Source organism: Enterobacter chinensis, assembly GCF_034008295.1.
Lineage (GTDB): Bacteria > Pseudomonadota > Gammaproteobacteria > Enterobacterales > Enterobacteriaceae > Enterobacter > Enterobacter chinensis.
In genome coordinates this window covers 153686-174595 of sequence record NZ_JARDVI010000001.1, presented here as the reverse complement: position 1 = coordinate 174595, position 20910 = coordinate 153686, and the positions used below count along the sequence as shown (strand labels likewise).

The following is a 20910-nucleotide window of genomic DNA, read 5'->3' as shown; positions in this document are numbered from 1 at the left end:
GGCCGGGTAAGCGAAGCCGCCACCCGGCAAACATGTTAGCTCGAGCAGCTTACCTCCAGCCGCTTGCCCCAGTCAGGCGGGCGGCTGACATAGTCATCATCCCGGTCGGCAAACGGCGTGCGCAACGCCACGTGCAGACGGTGTAACTCGTCGTACTCGCCCTGCTCTGCCTGCTCAATCGCCCGCTGCGCCAGCCAGTTGCGCAATACCATCGCCGGGTTCGTTGCGTTCATCTGCGTCTGGCGGGTGGCGTCATCCACCTGCTCCTGCTGCAGCCGCGTGCGGTACTGAGCAAACCAGTCGTCAAACGCCTGCCTGTCAATAAACTCGTCGCGCAGCGGCGAGGCCGCGCTGTGCTGCTCCGTCTGGCCCAGCATTCGGAAGGTCCGGGTATAATCGCTGCCCTCATGCGCCATCAGAGCAAACAGGCCATTGAGGATGTCGTTATCGCCCCTCTCCTGCGTCACCAGCCCCAGCTTGCTGCGCATCAGCGCGCCATATTCTCGCAGCAATATGTCCTGATAGCCGTCAAGCGCATCGTTCAGGGCATCCACATCGATAAACGGCGACAGGGTTTGCGCAAGACGCTGCAGGTTCCACAGGCCAACCGCAGGCTGATTGTCAAAGCTGTAACGTCCTTGATAGTCGGAATGGTTGCAGATATACCCAGGCTGATAATCATCCAGGAAACCAAACGGACCGTAATCAAAGGTCAGCCCGAGGATCGACATATTGTCCGTATTCATGACGCCATGGGCAAAGCCGACCGTTTGCCAGCGGGCAATCAGGGTGGCGGTGCGGACCACCACATCCCTGAACCAGAGAACGTATTTATCCGCCTCGTCCTGCAAATGTGCCCAGTGGTGACGAATGGCAAAGTCAGCCAGCTGGCGAACCTTGACCGGCTCGCGACGATAGTAAAAGTGCTCGAAATGGCCGAAGCGCAAATGGCTTTGCGCAATCCGCATCAGCATTGCCCCTTTTTCCATCGTTTCGCGTGCAACCGGTGTATCACTGGTGACAATCGACAGCGCACGGGTAGTCGGTATACCCAGCGCATGCATCGCTTCAGAGGCCAGACATTCGCGAATGGTTGAACGCAGTACCGCGCGCCCGTCGCCCATCCGCGAATAGGGGGTAAGCCCGGCGCCTTTCAGGTGCCAGTCAACCGTCTCCCCGTTGGGAAGCCGTTGTTCGCCGAGCAGGATCCCCCTGCCGTCGCCCAGTTGACCCGCCCAGACGCCAAACTGATGTCCGCTATAGACCTGCGCCAGAGGTTGCATACCGGCGAGCAACGTTTCGCCTCCCCAGACGCCAGCGCCCTCAGAACGCTGAAACAGCTCAGGCGGAATAGCCAGTTCATCGGCCAGCCGATCGTTATGCCAGATAAGACGTGAATTTTGTAATGGTGTTGGTTTGAGTGCGGTATAAAAGCCAGGCAACTCGTCATGCCAGTGAGCAGTAAAAGACAGGGTCATAAGTCCTCCTGCTTTTAGTGTAGAGGGTTTACCCGGACTTAAACACGGGCGAAAGCAAGGGTTATCGCTGCTGAACCAGCGTAGTGACGTGCTCTGCAGAGACGGCAGGCCAGAGCGCCCCCTGCATTGCGCCAAAATTGAAGGACAGGACGCGCTGCAACAGGCCGTGGTCGTCAATGCCCGAAACGATCACCGACTGGCAGTGCGGCGTAATTTGCCAGAGGATGGCGCGCATAAATGGCTCAAAAGAGAGCTCAGGAGCACGCTGCTGAATGAAACCCTTGTCGAGAATGACCCGTTTAAATAATCCATCATAGACCGCTTTGAGCGATGCAGCGCCTGCGCCAAAGTTTGCCAGAACCAACGGAAAATGGATCGCCATTCTCGCCAGTTGCAGATCATCCTTTCCGTTATTTAAACCTGGATAGTTCTCATTAACAGTAAACTCAAGAAACGGATAACGCTCAAGGATTGAAACAGCGTTCCCATTACTTAATAAAAATTCAACAATTACAGGTGTAATATTGATCCATGCAATTAACTGATGCTGAATAAAAAACAGTTTGCAGGTATCAAGCAATTGCAGTTTTTCGTTAAACAGTTCTAACTCTTCGGCTGCTGAAAGCCTTGGGATAACGAGTTCAGTGGGGATCCTCACATCGCTGCCGACGCCAGTAAAATTAACCAGAATTTCTAAACCTTTAAGCTCACCTGCACTATTACGGGCAGGCAAAAGCATCAGTTCAGACTGGTAAGCATTATCTAGCGTAATAATCATTGCACTCGCCCCGCATTAAAGATGAGAGAGGACATCCTGGAGCAATTGCCGACACAATTCCACTGTCTTGATTTTAATAAGATTAATTTCATTAGTTCCGTATTAATTTTCAGATTTATCCCTGAATCTAAAATAATCTTATCCTGGTTACAGAATAATAGCCAGTTTTAGATAAAACAGACACATGCGAGCTTACATAATTTTAGGCAAATTTAACTTTAATCATCTTATTTGAGAAAAACGGCATGGTTTATTAGTTACCATGCCGTCTTAAGAGATGCGTCCGACGAAGTCTATATACGTCGTGCCTGCCAGAAATTTTTACGCCAGTAAACATTATCAAGAGAAGAGCGCATCACGCCGCGACTGGTTGAGGCGTGAATAAACTGATTGTCTGTATCATATATCCCCACATGAAGACCGCTTTCACCCGATCCGGTTTTGAAGAAAACCAGGTCCCCAGGCAGAAGATCGTCTTTATCAATTTCAGTACCGATTTCAGCCTGTTTGCGCGTTTCACGCGGAAGCTGTAAATCAAACTTGTCGCGAAACGTCATCAGAACAAAGCCGGAGCAATCCACACCACCCCGGCTCATGCCGCCGTAGCGATAAGGGGTGCCGCGCCAGTTGCTCAGCTGATCGTTGAGGCTGGCGATGACGGTGATCGAATCTGAAAGCCGTGGGTTAGGCGGCGGGGCACGATGGCTACTGCATCCCGCAAGAAAGAGTGCGGCCATCAGGAGAAACCAGAATCGCATTTCAGACGAATCCTCTGCTTTTTTTATTCTTTTCGTAATTTAGCGTGCAATTGTGCTAACAGGCAAGAAACGGTTACTCCTGCCCGGTAGAAATCAGCATCTTATGTCCCTCTATATCCAGCCTGCGAAACGACATATTGTACGCGCGGGCAAGATTGGGTGGCGTAAGAACCTGATCCCGCGTACCGCTGGCGATCATCTTTCCACGCGACAGCAGCCACACCCGGTGGGCATGACGCAAGGTATGGTTGAGGTCGTGACTGCTCATCACCACGGCGATGCCTTTTCGGCTCAGGGCGCTTAACAGCGTATCCAGCGCCGCCTGCTGCGCCACATCCAGACCGCTCATGGGTTCATCGAGCAGCAGCATCCGCCCGTGAGGATTACCTGCCGGGTGGATCTGAACGATAACAGCCGCCAGACGCACCCGCTGCCATTCCCCCCCGGAAAGCTGGCTGGCATGCCGGGACAGTTTATCTTCCAGCCCCAGGGCTGCAGCCACGTCCGTCAGCAGTGCCGTATGTTGTTTGTCGTGCAAATGCAGCATCAGATAGTGCCAGACAGGCATGGCAAAGGGTGGCAGTTGCTGCTGAACGAGGTAACTGCGCCGATGCGCCAGCGAGACCGGCGACCAGTCGGCAAGCGTATGCTCCAGCAACGTTATCTGCCCTGCTCCGCCGGTCAGGCCTGCCATTCGCGCCAGCAGCGTGCTTTTCCCTGCGCCGTTCGGCCCAACAAGATGCAGGATTTCTCCCGCATTGAGGGTACCGGTTATCGGTTCCAGACGTCCCTTCTCGGCAACGTCCGTGAGCTGCATTAGCAAAGACATTATTTCGCCAGCGCCAGCTTGATAGATTCCATGACAATCGGATCTTCAGGCGTCATATCCGGTGAAAAACGCTGAACGACCTGGCCATCACGGCCAATCAGGAATTTTTCGAAGTTCCACAGAATGTCGTCCGGATAGAGCGGCGCGCGGCCTTTGCTGGCCATGCGTTCATAGAAACCGCTTCCTTCCGGCGCAACGGCTTTCGGTGCGGCAGCGATCAGCTTCGCATACAAAGGATGGCGATCTTCACCGTTGACGTCGATTTTGCTGAACAGTGGGAACGTCACGCCGTAGGTGGTGCTGCAAAACGTTTTGATTTCCTCTTCGCTGCCCGGCTCCTGTCCCAGGAACTGATTGCATGGGAAACCCAGCACGGTGAAACCGTCCTTCTCCCAGGCCTTCTGAATGTTTTCCAGCTGCTCGTACTGTGGCGTCAGGCCACATTTGGATGCCACGTTGACGATGAGCAACACGTTACCTTTGTAGCCTTCAAGCGTAGTGTTTTCGCCATCAATGGTGGTCACTTCAGTATTCAGGATATCTGACTGCATAGCATTCCCTCAGGTTGTCTTACGGGTATAGTGATTTAACGTCCAGCTTTTAATAGTAGCCAGATAAATACCGGCGCGCCCAGCGTGGCGGTCACCACGCCAATGGGTAGCTCTGCGGCTGTCAGGGCAAGCCGGGCGATGATATCGGCGACCAGCAGCGTGACGGCCCCGGCAACAGCCGAGGCCGGAAGTAAGGTTCGATGGTCCGTGAGGCCACATAGCCGCAGCATGTGCGGAATAACCAGACCGATAAAGCCAATCGCGCCCGCCAGGGCGACGCTAACGCCGACCAGCCAGCCAATGGCGATGACCAGCACATTACGCCAGAACCCTATTGGCATCCCGAGCTGGCGGGCGGAGGTTTCACCCAGCGCGAGCATATTTAGCGGCTGCGCCTGCAGGGCAGCCCACGCGATAACCGGTACCAGCAGCGCCATTAGCCAGCCCTGGTGCCAGTCAACGCCGCCAAAGCCGCCCATCATCCAGTACATCAGCTGGCGCAAGTCAAAGGATGTCGAGAAGTAGACCGCCCAGGTCATCAGCGCGCTGCAGATTATCCCCAGCGCCACGCCGGCAAGCAGCAGGCGGCTGGTGGATAAGTGCCGTCTGGCGAAGCGAAGAAGGATCGCGGTTATCAGCAATGCGCCGAGAATTGCGCTCAGGCTAATCCCCCATCCGGAGAGTTCTCCCCCGCCCAGCATCACCGCCGCAATCAGCCCCACGCCTGCGCCGTTCGACACGCCGAGCAGCCCGGGCTCCGCCAGCGGGTTATCAAACAACGCCTGCATAATGGTACCGCACAGCGCCAGCGAGGCACCTACCAGAATCACCGCGACGGTGCGCGGCAGACGTATTTGCCAGACGAAGAGCTGCCCGTCAGGCCCCCACCAGCTTTCGGGACCTATCCATCTGTCGCCGGCGCAGAGGCTTACACCCGCGGCGACAATGAGCAACAGCACCAGCAAAAACAGGCGACGTCGATCGGAACGGTGCTGGCGATGGGCATAATCAAGCATATGTACGGTTATTAGTAGCGTGAGATGTAATTGATTTTACGGCGGGTTTACCAGAGAGCGCAAAGAAAAAAGGCCGCGTGGGCGGCCTTTTTGGTTAGTTCATATTACTCTGCTTTGGGCGTTGCGTTTTCGACACGGCTTTTTAACTTCTGGCCGGGTCTGAAGGTCACCACGCGGCGGGCTGTAATGGGAATATCTTCCCCCGTCTTCGGGTTGCGACCCGGACGTTGGTTTTTGTCTCGCAAATCAAAATTGCCAAAACCGGAGAGTTTTACCTGCTCACCATTTTCCAGAGCACGACGGATCTCTTCGAAAAACAGCTCTACCAGCTCTTTGGCATCCCGTTTGCTAAGCCCAAGCTTATCAAACAGATATTCTGACATTTCAGCTTTTGTAAGCGCCATAGGTTCAATCCCTCAATGATGCCTGGAATCGCTCTTTTAATGCCTCTACACATTTGGCGACGGTAGCGGCAATCTCCTCTTCTTCGAGTGTACGGCTGGTATCCTGAAGGATAAGGCTAATAGCGAGGCTCTTGAAACCTTCTGCTACGCCCTTGCCGCGGTACACGTCAAATAAGTTTACGCCAACTACCTGATTTACGCCAACTTTCTTACATTCGGCCAAAATATCTGCTGCGGGCACGTTTTCCGCGACCACAACCGCGATGTCACGGCGGTTTGCCGGGAAGCGGGAGACGTCCTGAGCCTGAGGAATCACGCGGTCTGCCACCAGGTTCCATTCCAGCTCAAACACGATGGTACGGCCGTTCAGGTCCAGTTTACGCTCCAGCTCAGGGTGAACAACCCCAATGAAACCAACGCGTTTGCCGTCTAAATAGATGGCCGCGCTCTGGCCCGGATGCAGCGCCGGGATGGCTTCTGCGCGGAATTCAATTTCAGATAATTTACCGGTCAGATCCAGAATCGCTTCCAGATCGCCCTTCATATCGTAGAAATCAACCGTGCCTTTTGCCAGGTCCCAGTGCTCTTCATAGCGGTTACCGCTGATAGCGCCAGCCAGCATGAGATCCTGACGGATGCCTAAATTTGCCTGATTATCCGGCACAAAGCGCAAACCGCTTTCGAAAATTCGCACGCGGTTTTGCTGGCGATTCTGGTTATAAACGATAGTGCCCAGCAGCCCCGTCCACAGGGACAGACGCATTGCAGACATTTCGCTGGAGATTGGGCTTGGCAGGATCAGCGCTTCCTGGCCCGGGTGGATCAGCTGCTGCAGTTTTGGATCAACAAAACTGTAGGTGATCACTTCCTGGTAGCCTTTGTCGTTCAGCATGGTTTTCACACGCTTCAGGGACAGATCGGCTTCACGGTGGGAGCCCATCACCAGACCGGCCTGGACAGGCTCGTCAGGGATGTTGTTGTAGCCGTATACGCGGGCCACTTCTTCCACCAGATCTTCTTCGATTTCCATATCGAAACGCCAGGATGGCGCAACGGCTTTCCACTCGTCCTGGCCTTCGGTCACGTCGCAACCCAGACGCTTCAGGATATCGGTCACCTGCGCATCGGCAACATGGTGCCCAATCAGACGATCCAGCTTGCTGCGACGCAGGGTGATGGTTGCGCGCTTCGGCAGAGTCTCTTCACTGGTGACGTCGATAACCGGGCCCGCTTCACCGCCGCAGATGTCAATCAGCAGACGGGTCGCACGTTCCATCGCTTTGTACTGCAGCGCCGGGTCAACGCCGCGCTCGTAGCGATGTGAGGCATCGGTGTGCAGGCCATGACGACGGGCGCGACCGGTGATAGAGAGCGGGCTGAAGAACGCGCATTCCAGCAGCACGTTTTGCGTCTCATCGTTCACACCAGAGTGTTCACCGCCGAAGATACCGCCCATTGCCAGCGCTTTAGCGTGGTCGGCAATAACCAGCGTGTCAGCGTTCAGTTTCGCTTCGCTGCCGTCCAGCAGAACCAGGGTTTCCCCCTCTTTCGCCATACGGACCACAATACCGCCTTCGATACGATCTTTATCGAACGCATGCATCGGCTGGCCCAGCTCCAGCAGAACGTAGTTAGTCACGTCAACTACCGCATCGATAGAACGGATACCGCAACGACGCAGTTTTTCTTTCATCCACAGCGGGGTTGGCGCTTTAACGTTGATGCCTTTCACCACGCGACCAAGATAGCGTGGGCAAGCATCCGCAGCGTCAACCTGAATAGGCAGCACGTCACTGATGGTCGCTTCAACCGGGACGATCTCCGGCGCATTCAGCTCGGTCTGGTTCAGCACGGCAACGTCGCGCGCCACGCCGATGATACCTAAGCAGTCAGCGCGGTTTGGCGTGACGCTGATTTCGATGGTGTTGTCATCAAGCTTCAGATATTCGCGGATATCGGTGCCGATTGGCGCATCCAGCGGCAGCTCAATGATGCCGTTGTGATCGTCGGAAATACCCAGCTCGGAGAACGAGCACAGCATGCCTTCAGACGGCTCACCGCGCAGTTTGGCGGCTTTAATTTTGAAATCACCCGGCAGCACCGCACCCACGGTCGCCACGGCCACTTTCAGCCCCTGACGGCAGTTTGGCGCACCGCAGACGATATCCAGCAGACGGTCACCGCCCACATTAACCTTTGTTACGCGCAGTTTGTCAGCGTTAGGGTGCTGACCGCACTCCACCACTTCACCAACCACCACGCCGTTGAATGCCCCTGAAACCGGCTCAACACCGTCCACTTCCAGACCCGCCATGGTGATCTGGTTAGAAAGCGCGTCGCTGTCCAGCGTGGTATTCACCCATTCGCGTAACCACAGTTCACTGAATTTCATTGTTCTGTCCTGCCCTTATTTAAACTGTTTGAGGAAACGCAGATCGTTTTCGAAGAATGCACGTAAGTCGGTCACGCCGTAGCGCAGCATGGTCAGACGTTCCATGCCCATGCCAAACGCAAAGCCGGAGTAAACTTCCGGATCGATACCCACGTTGCGCAGCACGTTTGGATGCACCATGCCGCAGCCCAGCACTTCCAGCCATTTGCCGTTTTTACCCATCACGTCAACTTCCGCAGACGGTTCAGTGAACGGGAAGTAGGACGGACGGAAACGGACCTGCAGATCTTCCTCAAAGAAGTTGTTCAGGAAATCGTGCAGCGTGCCCTTCAGGTTGGTAAAGCTGATGTTTTTATCAACAATCAGGCCTTCCATCTGGTGGAACATTGGGGTGTGGGTCTGATCGTAGTCGTTACGATAGACGCGGCCCGGCGCAATGATGCGGATTGGCGGTTCCTGATCCTTCATGGTACGGATCTGAACGCCTGAGGTCTGGGTACGCAGCAGACGCGTAGCGTCGAACCAGAAAGTGTCGTGGTCAGCACGAGCCGGATGATGGCCAGGAATATTCAGGGCGTCGAAGTTGTGGTAATCATCTTCGATTTCCGGGCCAGTCGCCACGGTAAAGCCGAGCTCACCGAAGAAACTTTCAATGCGGTCAATCGTACGCGTGACCGGGTGCAGACCGCCGTTTTCAATACGACGACCCGGCAGAGAAACGTCGATCGTCTCTGCGGCCAGACGCGCGTTCAGCACCGCACTTTCCAGCTCAGCTTTGCGCGCATTCAGTGCCTGTTGCACCTGCTCTTTGGCATCGTTAATCACCGCACCCGCTGCCGGGCGTTCTTCTGGCGGCAGTTCACGCAGGGTAGTCATTTGAAGGGTCAGGTGCCCTTTCTTACCAAGATATTCGACGCGGACATTGTCTAACGCGGCAACATCTGAGGCCTGATTAATGGCGGCTGTTGCACTGGCAACCAGCTCTGCGAGATGTGACATGATTTTCCTCATTATGTCGGTGCAGACACCGATCTGGTGGAGTTATTCTCTCAAATTCAGGCACAAAAAAAGCCTCCATCGGGAGGCTTATCTGGCGCTGTTTTTCGTTTCATCTTTCACGCGCTAGCCTCCTGAACTCAGGTGCTAAAGTAAAAGAAGAAGCGGAAAATAGCAGCATTCATGCTTGCGTTACCTTGTAGGGTAAAAACCGTTAAGACCTTATTGAAAAGCCTGGACGGGTAAAAGTCAATGTTCTGATAAAGTTATACCCTAAATAATTCAAGTTGTAACAAGGCGGCAAGAGAGAGAATCCTCAGGAGCTTACATCAGTAAGTGACTGGGGTGAACGAACGCAGCCAACGCAGGTACAGCTTGAAGTATGACGGGTATATGAAAAGAGGGAGCAAAGCCCCCTCTTCCAACTGGCTTATGCCAGTGCTGCTTTCGCTTTTTCGACCAGAGCGGTGAACGCTACTTTGTCGAATACTGCGATGTCAGCCAGGATCTTACGGTCGATTTCAACAGAAGCTTTTTTCAGGCCGTTGATGAATTTGCTGTAAGAAATACCGTTCTGACGTGCTGCTGCGTTGATACGCGCAATCCACAGTTGACGGAACTGACGCTTACGTTGACGACGGTCACGGTAAGCGTACTGACCTGCTTTGATAACAGCCTGGAAGGCAACGCGGTATACGCGTGAACGCGCACCGTAGTAGCCTTTAGCTTGTTTCAAAATTTTCTTGTGACGTGCACGTGCAATTACACCACGTTTTACGCGAGCCATATGTGCTCTCCTGTATCTATATTCTTAGTAAAAAAATTAAACGTTAACGGCTTATGCGTACGGCAGGCACGCGATAACCAGACCCAGATCGCCTTTAGAAACGAGGCCTTTTGGACGCAGGTGACGTTTACGCTTAGTAGATTTTTTGGTCAGAATATGACGCAGGTTTGCGTGCTTACGCTTAAATCCACCACCACCGGTTTTTTTGAAGCGCTTAGCAGCACCGCGTACGGTCTTAATTTTTGGCATCTTAATAACTTCCACTTCGCATTGTTAAATAAACGAAACATAGGCGAACAAAACCTATGAAACCCGAAGGCTCCACAGATTTTGCTGCTTGAAGGCCTTACTGTTTCTTCTTAGGAGCGAGCACCATGATCATCTGGCGGCCTTCGATCTTCGTAGGGAAGGATTCGACTACTGCCAGTTCACTCAGATCTTCACGGACGCGGTTAAGCACTTCCATGCCGATCTGTTGGTGGGCCATCTCACGACCGCGGAAACGCAGTGTGATCTTGGCCTTATCGCCATCTTCCAGAAAGCGAATCAGGCTGCGGAGTTTTACCTGATAATCGCCATCGTCGGTACCAGGACGGAATTTAATTTCCTTAACCTGGATAACTTTTTGCTTCTTCTTCTGTTCCTTAGAAGACTTACTCTTTTCATAAAGGAACTTGCCGTAGTCCATAATACGACAAACTGGCGGTTCGGCGTTAGGGCTGATTTCAACTAAATCTACTCCAGCTTCTTCAGCTTTTTCGATCGCTTCTCTCAGACTCACAATCCCCAGTGGTTCACCTTCAAGATCTGTTAAGCGAACTTCCTGGGCGCGAATCTCGCCATTGATACGATTCGGACGTGCCGTTTGAACTCGTTTTCCGCCTTTAATACCTTATTCCTCCAGTTGTTGAAGACTGCGGCTGCGAATCTCTTGTTGCAGCTTCTCAATCACTTCACTTACGTCCAGGCTGCCCAGGTCTTTACCACGGCGGGTGCGAACGGCAACTTTGCCTGCTTCCACCTCTTTATCACCACAGACCAACATATACGGGACACGACGTAAAGTGTGCTCGCGGATTTTAAAGCCAATCTTCTCATTTCTCAAGTCTGCTTTTACGCGAATGCCCGCATTTTGAAGTTTCTGCGTCAATTCTTTAACGTAATCCGCCTGAGAATCGGTAATATTCATCACGACAACCTGCACTGGCGCAAGCCAGGTTGGGAAGAAGCCTGCAAACTCTTCGGTCAGGATGCCGATGAAGCGCTCCAGAGAACCGAGGATTGCGCGGTGAATCATTACCGGCACCTGACGCTCGTTGTCTTCGCCAACATAAGAGGCGCTAAGACGCTGAGGCAGGGAGAAGTCCAGCTGTACAGTACCGCACTGCCAAGCTCTGTCGAGACAGTCATACAGGGTAAATTCAATTTTCGGACCGTAGAATGCGCCCTCGCCCAGCTGGTATTCGAACGGAATGCCGTTCTCTTCCAGCGCCACGGCAAGATCCGCTTCTGCGCGATCCCATGTCTCATCGCTACCGATACGTTTTTCCGGACGCGTTGAGAGTTTGACCACGATTTTCTCGAAGCCAAAGGTGCTGTACATATCGTAGACCATACGAATACAGGCGTTAACTTCATCACGTACCTGATCTTCCGTACAGAAGATATGCGCATCATCCTGAGTAAAGCCACGAACACGCATCAGACCGTGCAGCGCACCTGATGGTTCGTTACGGTGGCAGCTACCGAACTCCGCCATACGCAGCGGCAGATCGCGGTAAGATTTCAGACCCTGGTTGAAGATCTGAACGTGGCCTGGGCAGTTCATTGGCTTAATGCAATATTCACGGTTCTCAGAAGAGGTGGTGAACATCGCATCTTTGTAGTTGTCCCAGTGGCCGGTTTTTTCCCACAGCACACGGTCCATCATGAACGGGCCCTTCACTTCCTGATACTGGTACTCTTTCAGCTTGGAGCGTACGAAGGTTTCCAGTTCACGGAAGATAGTCCAGCCATCGTTATGCCAGAACACCATACCCGGCGCTTCTTCCTGCATGTGGTACAGGTCAAGCTGCTTACCGATTTTACGGTGGTCACGCTTCGCGGCCTCTTCCAGGCGCAGCAGGTACGCGTTCAGGGCTTTTTTATCGGCCCACGCGGTACCATAAATACGCTGCAACATCTTGTTGTTGCTGTCGCCGCGCCAGTAGGCACCCGCGATCTTCATCAGTTTGAAGTGATGACAGAAGCGCATGTTCGGCACGTGCGGTCCACGGCACATGTCGACGTATTCTTCGTGATGGTACAAGCCAGGCTTGTCATCATGCGAAATGTTTTCGTCAAGAATTGAGACCTTGTAGTTCTCGCCGCGCTTCACGAAGGTTTCACGCGCTTCGTGCCAGCTGACTTTCTTCTTGATGACGTCATAGTTCGTTTCGGCGAGCTCGTGCATACGTTTTTCGAGCGCGTCAATATCTTCCTGAGTCAGGGTGTGATCAAGGTCAACGTCGTAGTAGAAACCATTGTCGATAACCGGACCGATCGCCATTTTGGTGTTTGGCCACAGCTGTTTGATAGCATGGCCAAGCAGGTGCGCGCAGGAGTGACGAATGATCTCCAGACCTTCTTCGTCTTTCGCGGTAATGATTGCAAGCGTCGCATCGTTTTCGATCAGATCGGACGCATCAACCAGCTCACCGTTAACGCGGCCGGCGATAGTCGCCTTCGCGAGACCAGGACCGATGTCCAGGGCAACATCCATTGGGCTAACAGCGTGGTCGAAATGGCGTTGGCTGCCATCAGGAAGAGTAATTACAGGCATTTTATATCCTTATTTGCAGTGATGCCCCACACATAAGAGCATATACAAAGAAAATAATCGTGATTTGACAATAGATTACGACACCATCTGACCAACAATCGTCAAATTGGTTCGTCATCATTCACCTGCCGAAAATCAGACTACGTCGGATTTACAGCAAGGCTTGCAATGTTAACACTAACAAAAGGGAGATTGCACCCTCTGCCGGCAGATTGATGCGCTGGCACTTTCGCATGAATTTGCAGGTCGCATATTCCCGGTGCTCGCATTCCAGAAATGCTGGGCTACTCTTGAACAGGTCTTTAAACCCAAAGGTGCATACCATGAACGTATCTAGTAGAACGGTTGTGATATTGAACATCCTTTCAGCCACAGGTTTATTGTTGATTCTCGCCGAACGATTCCACTGGTTCTGAGCCTAACCCTGCGCTGGCATAACCCAATCGATCCTGAGAAGGGGCATATTTCGGCCCTGTTTGGTAGACTGTGGATATCAACGGACAAGGATTAGGTTATGCCAACAAAACGATTTGCCGTAAAACACTGGAAAATGGTGCTGGTGCTGATTGCCATCTGCGGCGCAATGCTGCTACTTCGTTGGGCGGCAATGATTTGGGGCTAGAGGCGAATAGCAGTAATCAGAAGGGACGTCAAAAGGCCTGAGATGAGAAACGGGCCGACATCATCATCGGCCCGCCATTATTACATTCTGTAACCCAGTGAAATCGTGGTTCTGCGATCGGTATGATCCGGTGCAGTTTCTGGTGGTGAAGAGTTCCAGGTTACGTTGTAAGCCACTTTCAGACCAAAGTGCTCGTTGATAGCCACGTTCAGCGCCGTCTCAGAGTTCAGCGTCGTATCGTCGGCACCAAATACTGAAACACCCTGGGTAAATTTGGTGTTGTCCGTCATCTGCCAGGCATAGGTACCGGAAGCGTAACCGAGCGGTTGGGTTTTGGTATCACCATCGGTGTACTCGTCATAACGCACACCCGGACCGAATTCAAAGCGGAAGCTGTGTACCGGACCATTCAGGAACTGGCGACCATAACCGGCGGTAAACACATCGCGCTGACGATATCCGTTGTAACGGTCGGTTAACCAGCTTGCCTGACCAAACAGGTAGTCATAGTCAGTCATGTTGTAACGGCTACGTCCGCCTACCGCATATTTCTCGGAAGAGCGTTCGTCATTAGCGGACGTGTTGCTGGCATTGCCCCACAGAGACCAGGCGGTGTTGCTACCGTACCAGGTGAGCGTACTGTCCGCCGTCAGAGAAGAGCTTTTCGTGTTACCGGATTGTGCCAGATACCCTGCGTTCAGGTTACCTTCAAAAGGTTTTTTCGCGGTGGTGGGATCGTCCATGACAGTAAAAACGGTATCATCGGCGGCTGCGTTCATAGCTGCAAACACGCCACCCGCCAGCATCAGTGCAGCGGGAACTGTCTTTAAAAGCTTCATTTTATTAAGGAGTCCGTACAACAAAAAAAGAGACCACACGGTCCCGGAATCTTTCTTGAGGATCAATGACAAGGCGTCCAGAGAAAGGTAACAAATTATAAAAAGCCGCAAATAACATAGCAATGTTTTCTTATTTCATTTTTTGAATAAGAACGATCCCAAAAAGCGTTTTATTTTATATAACCCGCGCCTCACTTTTCGTCAGTATTCATATTTAAAATCATACTGTTATTTACATTGCCTTCCTGACAAATGGTGCCAGACTAATAAGAACCCACGCTAAAAGGAGGTAATGATGGTTTCTATCTACACCCTGACGCTCTCCCCTTCCCTTGATTCCGCAACCCTGACGCCGCAGATTTACCCGGAAGGTAAATTGCGCTGTAGCGCCCCTGTCTTTGAGCCCGGCGGCGGCGGTATCAACGTGGCGCGCGCCATTACACACCTCGGCGGTAAAGCGACGGCAATTTTCCCTGCCGGCGGTGCCACCGGCGAACACCTGGTCTCTCTGCTGGCAGATGAACAGGTGGCCGCAGAGACCGTCGAGGCCAAAGACTGGACGCGGCAAAACCTGCATGTCCACGTGGAATCAAGCGGCGAGCAGTACCGTTTTGTCATGCCTGGTGCGAAACTTAGCGATGATGAATTTCGTCAGCTTGAAGAGAAAGTGCTGACGATAGAAAGCGGTGCGCTGCTGGTAATAAGCGGCAGCCTGCCGCCCGGCGTAAGCCCGGAAAAGTTAACCGGGCTGATTCAGGCCGCGCAGCAACGCGGGATCCGCTGCATTGTCGACAGCAGCGGCGAGGCCCTGCAGGCGGCCCTGGTACCAGGCAATCTTGAGCTGGTCAAACCCAACCAGAAAGAGCTAAGCGCACTGGTCAACCGCGCGTTGACGCAGCCTGATGATGTTCTCACTGCCGCGCAGGAGCTGGTACGCAGCGGCAAAGCACGACGCGTCGTGGTTTCCCTTGGCCCTCAGGGGGCACTGGCAGTTGATGAAGCGTCGTCCGTTCAGGTTGTCCCGCCGCCGATGAAAAGTCAGAGCACGGTAGGCGCTGGCGACAGCATGGTGGGCGCGATGACGCTGAAACTGGCGCAGGGCGCGTCGCTGCTGGAAATGACACGTTATGGCGTGGCGGCAGGCAGTGCCGCAACCATCAACCAGGGCACGCGTCTTTGTTCGTTATCCGATACGCAAAAAATTGTCGATTACCTGTCCCGAAATTAACGCCTGTTCCCCTTCATCTTTATGGAGGGGAATGTCATCTCTGAGTCGCCAAACGCAAACTATCGACTATGCTAAGAAAACTTCCATGATAACAATGAGGTGAATTATGAGCAGTGGTGACATCACCCGCTACGTCGTTACCATCAACCTTCATGAAGCATCGCTGACCGAGCTGAATGAGCTCAATAACGCCTTCACCCGGGCTAATTTTCTCCTCACGCTCACGGATGACGAGGGCAATGTTCATGATTTAGGCACCCTGGCATTTGGCCTGATAACCCCCCTGAGCCAGGAAGAGGTTCATGCGCTGGGCGCCAGTCTGGTGGAAAGTGTGACCGACAAGCCAGCCGAAATTGACGTGAAAACCTGGGAAAGCTGGCAGAAAAAAGAACAATAAGTGCCCTGTATGAATTTAAACCGCTCAGGTGTGCGTTAGTTCGTATTTTTTTACCGCAATTATGCGCTAACTTTATGATCTGGCAGACAACATGGGAGAGAAAACATGTGGCAGGCTATCAGTCATCTTTTAAGTGAGCAACTGGGTGAAGGTGAAATCGAACTGCGTAACGAACTGCCAGGCGGTGAGATCCATGCCGCGTGGCATTTACGCTACGCTGGGCGCGATCTTTTCGTTAAATGCGACGAGCGAGAGCTGCTCCCAATATTTACCGCCGAAGCCGACCAGCTGGAGCTACTGTCGCGCAGTAAAACGGTGACCGTCCCGCAGGTCCTGGCCGTGGGTAGCGACCGCGACTACAGTTTTCTGGTCATGGAATATCTCCCTGCCCGCCCGCTGGATGCCCACAATGCTTTCATTCTCGGTCAACAGTTAGCGCGCCTGCATCAATGGAGCGACCAGCCGCAGTTTGGTCTCGATTTTGACAACGACCTCTCCACCACGCCACAGCCCAACGCCTGGCAGCGCCGCTGGTCGACGTTTTTTGCCGAGCAGCGCATTGGCTGGCAGCTTGAGCTGGCCGCTGAGAAAGGGCTTGAGTTTGGCAATATTGATGCCATCGTCGAGCATGTTCAACAGCGTCTGGCATCCCACCAGCCTCAGGCCTCTTTGCTTCACGGCGATTTGTGGTCCGATAATTGCGCGCTGGGTCCCAACGGCCCCTACATCTTCGACCCGGCCTGCTACTGGGGTGACAGAGAGTGCGATCTTGCCATGCTGCCGCTACACCCTGAGCAGCCACCGCAAATATACGACGGGTACCAGTCTGTTTCCCCCCTACCGCCCGGTTTCCTCGATCGCCAACCGGTATACCAGCTTTATACGCTGATGAACCGTGCCATTCTTTTTGGCGGTGAACACCTTGTTAACGCGCAGCGGGCGCTGGAACGCATGCTTGCCGCCTGAGAAGAGAACGGGTGGCCTTACCGCCACCCTTATCGATTACAGAAAACCGAGCAGTGAGAAAAAGAAATATCCCGCCACAATGATGAGCACGGGAAGGATATAGAGCGGGAAAATCTGCAGGAAAATGGTATGACGCGGAACAACAATACGGGATTCAATCTGCTCCCGACTCATTCCTTCCGGGCCTTTGGCCTGTTCCAGAATTAACTGGTCCTCAACGCCTTCGCGTAAAAAGCGCGTCTGGCGGCTCATTCGCGCGCCAGAGGCCTGCAGGGCCAGGGCGACAAAGATGAGGGCGTAAATCACCCAGAAGCCGATATTCAACTGATGCTGAAAATCCGGGGTGGGTGAGTTGAACCAGAAGACATTCAAAAATGGCGTATTAAAACGCATCATCTCAATCATGACATGAGCGAAATCAAGCATTACCGCATTGATACCCGGCTGTTTTTCGCTGTGATCGTACATAAATTTGAGCACTGAAATCAGCGTAGAAATGACGGCAGGAATAAAAATCACCCAGCCAGCAATACGTTTTAAGACCGCGATGCGTCCAGCTTGTTGATACGTCATCAGTTCCTCTTCATAAAGACGCGTTATTTGTGCCTAAGTCTACCTGCTGGTCATCAATTTCGCCCGCTCTTTAAAAGCAATATGCTAAATTGCAGAGTGTGCTTAGCACTTATCGTCTGTCGAACACCCTGGATAAGGAGACGTTGTGATGTCGACACCGCGCCAAATTCTTGCCGCAATTTTTGACATGGATGGATTACTGATCGATTCCGAACCGTTGTGGGATCGCGCCGAACTGGACGTCATGGCCAGCCTTGGCGTTGATATCAACCGCCGTAATGAACTTCCTGATACGCTGGGTCTGCGCATCGATATGGTGGTTGAACTGTGGTTTGCCCAACAGCCATGGGTTGGACCCGGTCGCGATGAAGTGACCGCACGCATTATCAGCCGTGCCATTTCGCTGGTAGAAGAGAACAAGCCGCTGCTGCCCGGCGTACGTGATGCTGTTGCGCTGTGCAAAGCTCAGGGGCTGAAGGTCGGCCTGGCCTCGGCTTCACCACTGCATATGCTGGAAAAAGTGCTCACCATGTTTGAACTGCGCGACAGTTTCGACGCCCTGGCGTCCGCTGAAAAACTGCCTTACAGCAAACCCCACCCGCAGGTCTATCTGGACTGCGCCGCTAAGCTGGGCCTTGATCCGCTCAACTGTGTTGCTCTGGAAGATTCCGTTAACGGTATGGTGGCGTCGAAAGCCGCGCGGATGCGCTCCATTGTGGTGCCTGCGGAAGAAGGCCGCCACGATCCCCGGTTTGCCCTTGCCGATGTGAAGCTCACTTCACTGGCAGAGCTCACGGCGCAGCACCTGCAGGGCGGTTAACGTCCCCTCCGGTTTGTGACAAACAGTTACACCGTCACCTCTTCCGCCTACTGTATAAAAACCCTATACTGTATGAATTGACAGTTTTGTGGGTTTTATCATGACGGCGGAAGGCCACCTGCTTTTTTCTATTGCGTGCGCAGTATTTGCCAAAAACGCTGAACTCACTCCTGTGCTGGCGCAGGGGGACTGGTGGCATATTGTCCCTTCCGCCGTTTTGACCTGTCTGTTGCCCGATATTGACCACCCCAAATCCTTCCTCGGTCAGCGCCTGAAGTGGGTGTCGAAACCCATTGCCCGCGCGTTCGGCCACCGGGGGTTTACGCACAGTCTGCTGGCCGTGTTTGGCCTGCTGACGCTCTTCTATTTAAAAGTGCCCGATAGCTGGATAGTGCCCGCCGATGCCATTCAGGGAATGGTGCTGGGTTATTTAAGCCATATTCTCGCCGATATGCTCACGCCTGCGGGCGTGCCGCTGCTGTGGCCCTGCCGCTGGCGTTTCCGTTTTCCCATCCTTGCTCCTCAGAAAGGTAACCAGCTTGAGCGCGCGCTGTGCATGGCGCTGTTTGCTTACGCCGTCTGGATGCCACAAACATTGCCCGAAAACAGTGCAGTCCGCTGGTCTTCCCAGATGATTAATTCGCTGCAATTTCAGTTTAATCGCTTCATTCATCACCAGATTGAACAGTAAACCGACAAAATCATCCCGTTTGTCATAACCCATTCCATTTGGATATAAGCGCTACATCACACTTCTGCTAACCTTCCGCCAACAGGATCGGTAAAAACCGACCCGATAATAAATCAGGAGAACGGGGATGAATTTTCCACTCATCGCGAACGTCGTTGTGTTCGTTGTATTGCTATTGCTTCTCGCGCAGGCGCGCCACAAACAGTGGAGCCTGGCGAAAAAAGTGCTGGTTGGTCTGGCCATGGGTGTCGTATTTGGTCTGGCATTACAGGCGATTTATGGCTCCGATAATCCAGTTCTGAAAGATTCTATTCAGTGGTTCAACATTGTCGGTAACGGCTATGTCCAGCTGCTGCAGATGATCGTTATGCCGCTGGTGTTCGCCTCTATTCTGAGCGCCGTTGCGCGCCTGCATAACGCAACTCAGCTGGGTAAAATCAGCTTCCTGACCATTGGTACGCTGCTGTTTACCACGCTGATTGCCGCGCTGGTGGGTGTGCTGGTGACCAACCTGTTTGGCCTGACTGCCGAAGGTCTGGTTCAGGGGAGCGCTGAAACGGCGCGTCTGACCGCGATTCAAACCAACTATGTGGGTAAAGTGGCTGATCTGACCGTGCCGCAGATGGTGCTCTCCTTCATTCCGAAGAACCCGTTTGCTGACCTGACCGGCGCGAGCCCAACCTCCATCATCAGCGTAGTCATTTTCGCCGCGTTCCTCGGCGTGGCGGCGCTGAAGCTGCTGAAAGACGACGCGCCAAAAGGCGAACGTGTGCTGACCGCAATTGATACCCTGCAAAGCTGGGTGATGAAGCTGGTTCGTCTGGTGATGCAGTTAACCCCTTACGGCGTCCTGGCGCTGATGACCAAAGTGGTTGCCGGCTCTAACCTGCAGGACATCATTAAGCTGGGTAGTTTCGTCGTCGCCTCTTATCTGGGCCTGGGCATTATGTTCGTGGTGCACGGTATCCTGCTGGGCGTGAACGGCGTCAGCCCGCTGAAATATTTCCGTAAAGTCTGGCCGGTACTGACCTTTGCCTTCACCAGCCGTTCCAGCGCCGCGTCTATTCCGCTGAACGTTGAAGCGCAAACCCGTCGTCTGGGCGTGCCTGAATCCATCGCCAGCTTCTCTGCCTCCTTTGGCGCGACCATTGGTCAGAACGGCTGTGCGGGTCTGTACCCGGCAATGCTGGCCGTGATGGTCGCCCCGACGGTGGGTATCAACCCGCTGGATCCAGTATGGATTGCCACGCTGGTCGGGATTGTTACCGTAAGCTCCGCAGGCGTTGCGGGTGTTGGCGGTGGCGCAACCTTCGCCGCGCTGATTGTTCTGCCTGCGCTGGGTCTGCCGGTCACGCTGGTCGCCCTGCTCATCTCCGTTGAACCGCTGATCGACATGGGCCGTACTGCGCTGAACGTCAGCGGCTCAATGACCGCCGGAACGCTGACCAGCCAGTGGCTGAAGCAGACTGACAAAGCGATTCTGGAAAGTGAAGACGACGCCGAGCTGGCGCACCGTTAATCACTGTAGAAATAAAAAAACCGCCTGATGGCGGTTTTTTTATGGCTGTTATTCTTCAACCTCTTCATCCTGGCGGATCTGCATCGCCCACCGCTGCGCCGCTTCCGGCACTGTAAAAGTGGGAGAGCGGCGGAAATGTTCGCCGATCAGCACAAAGGCCACGAATTTACCCCGCAGTTGCCAGACATCGCGATACCCCTCCACTTTCAGGGCATGGTCAGGCGGCGCGGGCTCAACGCGGGGCACATAGCTAATAACCTGGCGGTTTTGTTGACGAAGAGGTTTCATAAGCGACTGGTTCACTAAAGCAAATTCTTGAAGCAGGAAAATCCTATGATAGCCGATCCTGCAGCCTTCCGTCGCGCACCGAGTGGGTGAGATGGCTCCTTTCGTTAAGGACGGCATGTGAAAACTCTTAGTTCGCGAGCCATCTCGCGACATTGTT

At 53.5% G+C, this 20910-nt stretch carries 25 protein-coding genes and 1 other annotated feature; of the genes, 8 read left to right on the top strand and 17 right to left on the bottom strand.

The window, feature by feature from the left end:
• Positions 1-35: 35 nt before the first annotated feature.
• From selO to thrS, 14 genes are all read right to left on the bottom strand, one after another.
• Entirely contained in the window at positions 36-1478 is a 1443-nt protein-coding gene (selO, locus tag PYW49_RS00915; RefSeq protein ID WP_320385359.1) for a protein adenylyltransferase SelO, read from the bottom strand.
• A gap of 61 nt (positions 1479-1539) precedes the next feature.
• Positions 1540-2256, bottom strand: a complete 717-nt coding sequence (locus tag PYW49_RS00910; protein ID WP_134349967.1) for an EAL domain-containing protein — start codon at positions 2254-2256, stop codon at positions 1540-1542.
• 293 nt (positions 2257-2549) lie between these two features.
• Entirely contained in the window at positions 2550-3014 is a 465-nt protein-coding gene (locus PYW49_RS00905) for an NlpC/P60 family protein (protein WP_008500650.1), read from the bottom strand.
• Between the two features lie 73 nt (positions 3015-3087).
• The gene (gene btuD / locus PYW49_RS00900) at positions 3088-3843 is read right to left on the bottom strand and encodes a vitamin B12 ABC transporter ATP-binding protein BtuD (protein ID WP_320385358.1); all 756 of its coding nucleotides are present in this window, start codon (positions 3841-3843) and stop codon (positions 3088-3090) included.
• Positions 3843-4394 (bottom strand): glutathione peroxidase, encoded by a 552-nt coding sequence (locus PYW49_RS00895; RefSeq protein ID WP_320385357.1) that lies wholly within the window; start codon positions 4392-4394, stop codon positions 3843-3845. Before PYW49_RS00895 ends, btuD begins: the two co-directional genes overlap by 1 nt.
• Before the next feature lie 35 nt (positions 4395-4429).
• Positions 4430-5410 carry a vitamin B12 ABC transporter permease BtuC gene (gene btuC, locus PYW49_RS00890; protein ID WP_320385356.1) on the bottom strand — a complete coding sequence of 327 codons (981 nt, stop codon included), beginning with the start codon at positions 5408-5410 and terminating at the stop codon, positions 4430-4432.
• A 104-nt stretch (positions 5411-5514) separates the two neighbouring features.
• On the bottom strand, positions 5515-5814 hold the full coding sequence (gene ihfA / locus PYW49_RS00885) for an integration host factor subunit alpha (protein ID WP_003857805.1): 300 nt from the start codon (positions 5812-5814) through the stop codon (positions 5515-5517).
• Positions 5815-5818: 4 nt separating this feature from the next.
• Positions 5819-8206: a phenylalanine--tRNA ligase subunit beta gene (gene pheT, locus PYW49_RS00880; RefSeq protein WP_320385355.1), complete on the bottom strand. Its 2388-nt coding sequence runs from the start codon at positions 8204-8206 to the stop codon at positions 5819-5821.
• 15 nt (positions 8207-8221) lie between these two features.
• On the bottom strand, positions 8222-9205 hold the full coding sequence (gene pheS / locus PYW49_RS00875; RefSeq protein ID WP_134349961.1) for a phenylalanine--tRNA ligase subunit alpha: 984 nt from the start codon (positions 9203-9205) through the stop codon (positions 8222-8224).
• Positions 9206-9267: 62 nt separating this feature from the next.
• Positions 9268-9392 (bottom strand) — a sequence feature (Phe leader region).
• A complete protein-coding gene (gene pheM / locus PYW49_RS00870) occupies positions 9343-9387 on the bottom strand; it encodes a pheST operon leader peptide PheM (protein ID WP_001386830.1) in 45 nt (14 codons plus the stop codon). It overlaps the preceding feature by 45 nt.
• Positions 9393-9632: 240 nt before the next feature.
• Positions 9633-9989: a 50S ribosomal protein L20 gene (rplT, locus tag PYW49_RS00865; RefSeq protein ID WP_000124850.1), complete on the bottom strand. Its 357-nt coding sequence runs from the start codon at positions 9987-9989 to the stop codon at positions 9633-9635.
• A 51-nt stretch (positions 9990-10040) separates the two neighbouring features.
• Positions 10041-10238, bottom strand: coding sequence for a 50S ribosomal protein L35 (gene rpmI / locus PYW49_RS00860; protein WP_003030583.1), 198 nt, complete (start codon positions 10236-10238; stop codon positions 10041-10043).
• A 97-nt stretch (positions 10239-10335) separates the two neighbouring features.
• Positions 10336-10878: a translation initiation factor IF-3 gene (infC, locus tag PYW49_RS00855; RefSeq protein ID WP_059443439.1), complete on the bottom strand. Its 543-nt coding sequence runs from the start codon at positions 10876-10878 to the stop codon at positions 10336-10338.
• 3 nt (positions 10879-10881) lie between these two features.
• Complete coding sequence (gene thrS / locus PYW49_RS00850) at positions 10882-12810, bottom strand: threonine--tRNA ligase (protein ID WP_320385354.1); 1929 nt, start codon at positions 12808-12810, stop codon at positions 10882-10884.
• A gap of 215 nt (positions 12811-13025) precedes the next feature.
• On the opposite strand from thrS, the gene yncL reads away from it, so the two are divergent.
• On the top strand, positions 13026-13226 hold the full coding sequence (gene yncL / locus PYW49_RS00845; RefSeq protein WP_080471855.1) for a stress response membrane protein YncL: 201 nt from the start codon (positions 13026-13028) through the stop codon (positions 13224-13226).
• 98 nt (positions 13227-13324) lie between these two features.
• The gene (yniD, locus tag PYW49_RS00840; protein WP_008500658.1) at positions 13325-13432 is read left to right on the top strand and encodes a small membrane protein YniD; all 108 of its coding nucleotides are present in this window, start codon (positions 13325-13327) and stop codon (positions 13430-13432) included.
• Between the two features lie 80 nt (positions 13433-13512).
• Here the strand turns inward: yniD and PYW49_RS00835 are convergent, their stop codons facing one another.
• Positions 13513-14271: a DUF481 domain-containing protein gene (locus tag PYW49_RS00835; protein ID WP_320385353.1), complete on the bottom strand. Its 759-nt coding sequence runs from the start codon at positions 14269-14271 to the stop codon at positions 13513-13515.
• Positions 14272-14566: 295 nt separating this feature from the next.
• Between PYW49_RS00835 and pfkB the strand changes: the two genes are divergently transcribed.
• The 3 genes from pfkB to PYW49_RS00820 all read left to right on the top strand — a co-directional run bounded on the left by pfkB (position 14567) and on the right by PYW49_RS00820 (position 16862).
• Positions 14567-15499 carry a 6-phosphofructokinase II gene (pfkB, locus tag PYW49_RS00830; RefSeq protein ID WP_320385834.1) on the top strand — a complete coding sequence of 311 codons (933 nt, stop codon included), beginning with the start codon at positions 14567-14569 and terminating at the stop codon, positions 15497-15499.
• A gap of 106 nt (positions 15500-15605) precedes the next feature.
• Positions 15606-15896 (top strand): type V toxin-antitoxin system endoribonuclease antitoxin GhoS, encoded by a 291-nt coding sequence (gene ghoS / locus PYW49_RS00825; RefSeq protein WP_134349959.1) that lies wholly within the window; start codon positions 15606-15608, stop codon positions 15894-15896.
• 105 nt (positions 15897-16001) lie between these two features.
• Positions 16002-16862, top strand: coding sequence for a fructosamine kinase family protein (locus PYW49_RS00820; protein ID WP_008500662.1), 861 nt, complete (start codon positions 16002-16004; stop codon positions 16860-16862).
• A 36-nt stretch (positions 16863-16898) separates the two neighbouring features.
• Here PYW49_RS00820 and PYW49_RS00815 read toward each other — a convergent pair whose 3' ends face one another.
• Positions 16899-17435, bottom strand: a complete 537-nt coding sequence (locus PYW49_RS00815; RefSeq protein WP_134349958.1) for a YniB family protein — start codon at positions 17433-17435, stop codon at positions 16899-16901.
• A 148-nt stretch (positions 17436-17583) separates the two neighbouring features.
• Between PYW49_RS00815 and hxpB the strand changes: the two genes are divergently transcribed.
• The 3 genes from hxpB (at position 17584) to tcyP (ending at position 20465) form a co-directional block, all read left to right on the top strand.
• A complete protein-coding gene (hxpB, locus tag PYW49_RS00810; protein WP_134349957.1) occupies positions 17584-18255 on the top strand; it encodes a hexitol phosphatase HxpB in 672 nt (223 codons plus the stop codon).
• 100 nt (positions 18256-18355) lie between these two features.
• Complete coding sequence (locus PYW49_RS00805) at positions 18356-18946, top strand: metal-dependent hydrolase (protein WP_134349956.1); 591 nt, start codon at positions 18356-18358, stop codon at positions 18944-18946.
• A gap of 127 nt (positions 18947-19073) precedes the next feature.
• Positions 19074-20465 carry a cystine/sulfocysteine:cation symporter gene (gene tcyP, locus PYW49_RS00800; protein WP_320385352.1) on the top strand — a complete coding sequence of 464 codons (1392 nt, stop codon included), beginning with the start codon at positions 19074-19076 and terminating at the stop codon, positions 20463-20465.
• A gap of 48 nt (positions 20466-20513) precedes the next feature.
• On the opposite strand, the gene cedA is transcribed toward tcyP, so the two are convergent.
• Complete coding sequence (gene cedA, locus PYW49_RS00795) at positions 20514-20870, bottom strand: cell division activator CedA (RefSeq protein ID WP_407057600.1); 357 nt, start codon at positions 20868-20870, stop codon at positions 20514-20516.
• Positions 20871-20910: the final 40 nt, after the last annotated feature.